The 6,071-nt window shown below is 36.3% G+C and carries 4 protein-coding genes; all 4 read right to left on the bottom strand.

The window, feature by feature from the left end:
• Positions 1 to 170 precede the first annotated feature (170 nt).
• The 4 genes from gyrA to yaaA all read right to left on the bottom strand — a co-directional run bounded on the left by gyrA (position 171) and on the right by yaaA (position 6,044).
• Entirely contained in the window at positions 171 to 2,642 is a 2,472-nt protein-coding gene (gene gyrA, locus DN393_RS20565; RefSeq protein WP_064475170.1) for a DNA gyrase subunit A, read from the bottom strand.
• A gap of 88 nt (positions 2,643 to 2,730) precedes the next feature.
• Positions 2,731 to 4,653 (bottom strand): DNA topoisomerase (ATP-hydrolyzing) subunit B, encoded by a 1,923-nt coding sequence (gyrB, locus tag DN393_RS20560; RefSeq protein WP_000435974.1) that lies wholly within the window; start codon positions 4,651 to 4,653, stop codon positions 2,731 to 2,733.
• A gap of 38 nt (positions 4,654 to 4,691) precedes the next feature.
• Positions 4,692 to 5,819: a DNA replication/repair protein RecF gene (recF, locus tag DN393_RS20555; protein WP_000470743.1), complete on the bottom strand. Its 1,128-nt coding sequence runs from the start codon at positions 5,817 to 5,819 to the stop codon at positions 4,692 to 4,694.
• A gap of 12 nt (positions 5,820 to 5,831) precedes the next feature.
• Complete coding sequence (gene yaaA, locus DN393_RS20550; RefSeq protein WP_000821367.1) at positions 5,832 to 6,044, bottom strand: S4 domain-containing protein YaaA; 213 nt, start codon at positions 6,042 to 6,044, stop codon at positions 5,832 to 5,834.
• Positions 6,045 to 6,071: the final 27 nt, after the last annotated feature.

The following is a 6,071-nucleotide window of genomic DNA, read 5'->3' as shown; positions in this document are numbered from 1 at the left end:
ACATCGCGTTTCAGCGACTTTCATAATATATCACAGTATATTATTTTCGTCAACAAGTTTTTTAAGATAATTTGTATCTCTCATTTGCTGACTCTGCCTATTATATAGACTTTCCCATTGCTATGCAAGTATTATTATAAAAAAATAAGAGGAGGAAAAAATCCCCCCTCTTATTCTTCAGAAGAAACCTCTTCATTAGATTCCTCTTCTTCATCTTTCTGTGCTTTTGCTACCGTCGCTACCTCTTGCTCATCCTCTAATCGAATTAGACGAACACCTTGTGTATTACGTCCCATTTGAGAGATTTGATCAACTGGCATACGAATAATAACACCTGCTGCCGTAATTAACATGATATCTTCTTCACCTGTTACAGATTTAACAGCTACTAATTTACCGTTTTTATCTGTAATATTACAAGTCTTCAGACCTTTACCACCACGGCTTTGTAAACGGTATTCATCAATAGGTGTACGTTTTCCATAACCATTTTTCGTTACGATTAGAACATTTACATCCTCTTCGACAATTTCCATGCCTACAACTTGATCTTCATCACCTAATGTAATTGCTTTTACACCAGCCGCATTACGTCCCATAGAACGCACATCTTGCTCGTTAAAGCGAATTAACATACCATTGCTTGTTCCTACAATAATATCCTTATCACCAGATGTTAAACGTACAGATATTACTTCATCCTCTTCACGAAGAGAGATGGCGATTAAACCATTCGTACGTATATTTGCAAATGATGAAAGTGGCGTTCTCTTAGAAATACCTTGTTTTGTTGTGAAGAATAAGAATTCATCATCACCAAATTCACGAATTGGAATAATGGCGTTAATCCATTCACCCTTATCTACACCTAATAAGTTAATAATAGGTATACCTTTTGCTGTACGACTATACTCTGGGATTTCATATCCTTTCGTACGGTATACTTTCCCTTTATTAGTAAAGAATAAAATGTGATCATGCGTAGAAGTAGTTAATAAATGTTCTACGAAATCATCATCATTTGTTCCCATTCCTTGCACACCACGTCCACCACGGTTCTGTGTTTTGTACGTAGAAGCCGGTAACCTCTTAATATAACCATTATGAGTTAACGTAATAGCGATGTTTTGCTCTGGAATCAAATCTTCATCTTCAATAAATTCCATGCCACCAATTGTGATTTCCGTTCGTCTCTTATCATTGAAGCGTTCTTTTACTTCCGTTAATTCTTCACGAATAATTTCAAGAACTTTCTCTTCATCTGCTAAGATTGCTTGTAATTCAGCGATTAACTTCATTAAGTCTTGATATTCTTGCTCAATTTTTTCACGTTCTAATCCTGTTAAACGTTGCAGACGCATATCTAAAATTGCTTGTGCTTGTTTCTCACTTAAACCAAAACGTTCCATTAAGCCCTGTTTTGCAATATCTGCTGTTTTCGAACTACGAATTAACGTAATAACTTCATCTAGATGATCTAGAGCAATTCGTAATCCTTCTAAAATATGAGCACGCGCCTCTGCTTTTTCTAATTCATAAGCAGTACGTCGACGAATTACTACCTTCTGATGCTCCAAGTAATGATATAAATTTTGTTTTAAATTTAGTACTTGTGGCTCTCCATTTACAAGAGACAACATATTAATACCAAAACTCGTTTGAAGTGCTGTATGTTTATATAGATTATTTAATAGTACATTGGCATTGGCATCACGGCGTACTTCCATAACAATACGCATACCGTTTCGATCTGACTCATCACGTAAATCCGTAATACCTTCAATTTTCTTATCACGAACTAATTCTGCAATTTTTTCAATTAATCGCGCCTTATTAACTTGATAAGGTAGTTCAGTTACAAGAATAGATTGTTTACCATTTGACTTCTCTTCAATTTCAACTTTAGCTCGAAGCATAATAGAGCCTCTACCTGTTTCATACGCTCTTCGAATCCCACTTCGTCCCAAAATTAAACCTGCTGTTGGAAAATCTGGTCCTGGAATAAACTCCATTAATTCCGCAATCGTAATGTCGGGATTATGGCTTAGTGCCAATACACCATCAATTACTTCACCAAGTTGATGCGGTGGAATATTCGTTGCCATACCTACCGCAATACCCGTCGTACCATTCACTAATAAATTAGGGAAACGCGCTGGCAATACAATTGGCTCTCTTTCAGAACCATCATAGTTATCTTGATAATCAATCGTGTTTTTTGAAATATCACGTATTAATTCCATAGAGATCTTAGACATTCTCGCTTCTGTATAACGCATCGCTGCTGCTGAATCACCATCAACAGAACCAAAGTTACCATGCCCATCAACAAGCATATAACGTTGACTAAAATCTTGCGCCATACGTACCATCGTCTCGTAAACAGCTGAATCACCGTGAGGATGATACTTACCGATTACTTCACCGACAATACGCGCTGATTTCTTATATGCTTTATCAGCTGTAATTCCTAAATCATTCATCGCATATAAAACCCTACGATGCACAGGTTTTAATCCATCACGAACATCTGGTAATGCACGAGATACGATAACACTCATTGCGTAATCTAAAAACGAGGTACGCATTTCATGACTAATATTAATTTCTCGAATTCGTGCTTGTTGTTGATTGTCTGACATCAACCAGCACCTCCTCTTACATTTCCGTTACACATACATTGATTTATATGTAGAAGACAGGAATACTTAGATTCCTGTCATTACCCATTTAAATATCAAGGTTTTTCACGTATTTTGCATTTTCTTGGATAAAGTTACGACGTGGCTCTACTTTATCTCCCATCAAAATTTCAAATGTTTCATCCGCTTCAATTGCATCTTGAAGTGAAACTTGAAGTAATGAACGTACTTCTGGGTCCATTGTCGTCTCCCATAACTGAGTTGGATTCATTTCCCCTAGACCTTTATAACGCTGAATCCCCGGCTTAGGTTGGGCTGGTAATTCAGCTAAGATTTTTTCAAGTTCCTTATCGTTGTAAGCATATTGAATTTTCTTACCTTGTTGTACTTTAAACAAAGGTGGCTGTGCGATATATATATAACCGCACTCAATTATTTGACGCATATAGCGATAGAAGAACGTTAATAATAGGGTACGAATATGCGCACCATCAACATCGGCATCCGTCATAATAATAACTTTATGATAGCGTGCTTTTTCAATAGCGAAGTCTCCGCCGATATTTGTACCAATCGCCGTAATAATTGTACGAACTTCATCATTTGATAAAATTTTATCTAAGCGTGCCTTTTCAACATTAATAATTTTACCCTTCAGCGGTAAAATTGCTTGGAAATGACGATCGCGCCCTTGTTTTGCAGACCCACCCGCAGAGTCACCCTCTACGATATAGATTTCACTAATTGCTGGATCTTTAGAAGAACAGTCTGCCAATTTCCCTGGTAAACTTGAAACTTCTAAAGCACTCTTTCGGCGAGTTAACTCACGAGCCTTTTTAGCTGCTACACGCGCACGCGCTGCCATCGTCCCTTTATCTATAATTTTACGTGCAACATTGGGATTTTCCAGTAAGAACTTTTCAAATGCCTCTGAGAATACTGACTCTGTAATTGTTCTTGCTTCACTATTTCCAAGTTTTGTCTTCGTTTGTCCTTCGAATTGTGGATTTGGATGTTTAATTGACACAATCGCTGTTAAACCTTCACGAACATCTTCACCAGTTAAATTACTATCCGCATCTTTTAAAATATTATTTTTACGACCATAATCGTTGATCACACGAGTTAAGGCTGTTTTAAATCCTACCTCATGTGTACCACCTTCATACGTATGAATATTATTTGTAAATGAGTAAATATGATTTGTGTATCCTTCGTTATATTGAAGCGCAACTTCAACCTGAATACCATCTTTTGAACCTTCTACATATACAGGTTCTTCATGAATTGGCTGTTTTGAACGATTTAAATGTTCAACATATGATTTAATTCCACCTTCATAATGGAATTCTTTCTTCTGTTTATGTTCACGTTTATCTTCAATTGTTAATTTAATATTACGATTTAAAAATGCTAATTCACGCATACGAGTTGCTAACGTATCAAATTCGTATACTATTGTTTCCTGAAAAATTTCTGGATCTGGTTTAAATCGAGTTATCGTCCCTGTTTGATCTGTGTCACCAATGACTTTTAAATCCGCAACCGGAATACCTCTTTCGTATTTTTGATAATGGATTTTGCCTTCACGATGTACAAATACTTCTAGTTCTGTTGATAGAGCATTTACTACAGATGCCCCAACACCATGCAAACCACCAGAAACTTTATAACCGCCACCGCCAAACTTACCACCAGCATGAAGAACGGTCATTATAACTTCCACAGCAGGACGTCCCATTTTTTCTTGTATACCAACTGGAATACCACGTCCATTATCCGTTACAAGAATACTATTATCTTCTTCGATACTAACGTTAATTTCATCACAATACCCTGCAAGTGCTTCATCAATACTATTATCGACGATTTCCCACACAAGATGGTGAAGTCCTTTTCCACTTGTAGATCCAATATACATCCCAGGGCGTTTTCGAACCGCTTCTAATCCTTCAAGTACCTGTATCTGACTTTCATCATATGAGTTTTCTTCCATTTGCTTTTGTTCCATTGACACAAAGATCACCTACTTTTCCATTTAAATAGGGATTACGCCCTATCTATTTCACAATCTACCGTGCCGTTCGTTACATGAATTGTTTTCGCTTCTTTTAATGTTTCGTGTTCAATTCCGTCGACACTCGTCGTTGTCACAAATGTTTGCACTTTTCCTTGAATTGTATTTAACAGATGCGATTGACGATAATCATCTAATTCTGATAATACATCATCCAATAAAAGAATCGGATATTCCTTAACTTCTGAGTAAATCAATTCAATTTCAGCTAATTTTAGGGACAGTGCGGTCGTTCGTTGTTGTCCTTGCGAACCAAAGACTTGAACATTTTTACTATTAACGAAGAATTGTAAATCATCACGATGAGGACCAATTAAAGTCGTACCACGGAAAATCTCACGTTGTTTCACAGATTGAAAATTTTCATAGTATACTTCTTTTATTTTCGACAAATCCATTGATTCTGATACATCTACACTTGGTTTATAGACAATTTCTAATTCTTCTAATCCACGGCTTATACCGCGATGAATTGGAGCTGCCCATTCTTGTAGTAAATGCAAAAACTCAAACCGTTTTTGCAATATTTTTGCACCATGCTCAATAAGTTGAAGTGTAAATACATCCAACATCGTTTCCTCATTCTTACTATTCCCTTGCATCTTTTTCAGCAAGTGATTTCGTTGCGTGAGCACCTTTTGATATTGACTCAATTCATACAAATAGACTGGAGCTATTTGGCCTAATTCCATATCTAAAAAGCGTCTTCTTACTTGAGGGCTTCCTTTTACAAGATTTAAATCTTCTGGGGCAAACATGACAACATTCATCATGCCAATATATTGACTCAATTTTTGTTGTTCAAGTTGATTTAATTTTGCCTTTTTACCTTTTTTCGAAATATTTAATTCCAAAGACAAAGAACTATTTCTCTTTTGTAATTTCCCTTTAATTTGACCGAAGTCTTCATCCCAACGGATAAGCTCGCGATCATTAGAGGTTCTATGAGATTTCGCCATCGCTAAAACATAAATAGCTTCCATCAAATTCGTTTTCCCTTGTGCGTTTTCACCGATAATCACATTCACTTTATCTTCAAAGGAAAGCTCTAACTTTTCATAATTGCGATAGTTTTTTAATTGTATTTCTGAAATAAACAAAGGGCTCCCCCTTTATGACTGAACTTGGAAACTTCCGCTTCCTGGAATTTCAATAATATCGTTCGCATATAATTTGCGACCTCTTCTATTTTCAAGTTCTTGATTCACGTACACTTCATATTCTTGTAAAAACCATTTTACAGCGCCACCTGTATCAATTACATCAGCTAACTTCAAAAATTGTCCTAGTGTAATATACTCTGTTGAAATTTTAATACGTTTCATAAAATCGCTCACTTTCTGAAAGTGTTC

Origin of the sequence: Bacillus sp. BPN334, from assembly GCF_008368885.1 — a bacterium.
Taxonomy (GTDB): Bacteria; Bacillota; Bacilli; order Bacillales; family Bacillaceae_G; genus Bacillus_A; species Bacillus_A wiedmannii.
The sequence above is the reverse complement of the archived record's forward strand: the minus strand, read 5'-3'. Positions and strand labels throughout refer to the sequence as shown.

Coding starts and splice junctions, on each gene's coding strand:
- gyrA (WP_064475170.1), bottom strand. CDS start 2,642: ATGTCAGACAATCAACAACAAGCACGAATTCGAGAAATTAATATTAGT.
- gyrB (WP_000435974.1), bottom strand. CDS start 4,653: ATGGAACAAAAGCAAATGGAAGAAAACTCATATGATGAAAGTCAGATA.
- yaaA (WP_000821367.1), bottom strand. CDS start 6,044: ATGAAACGTATTAAAATTTCAACAGAGTATATTACACTAGGACAATTT.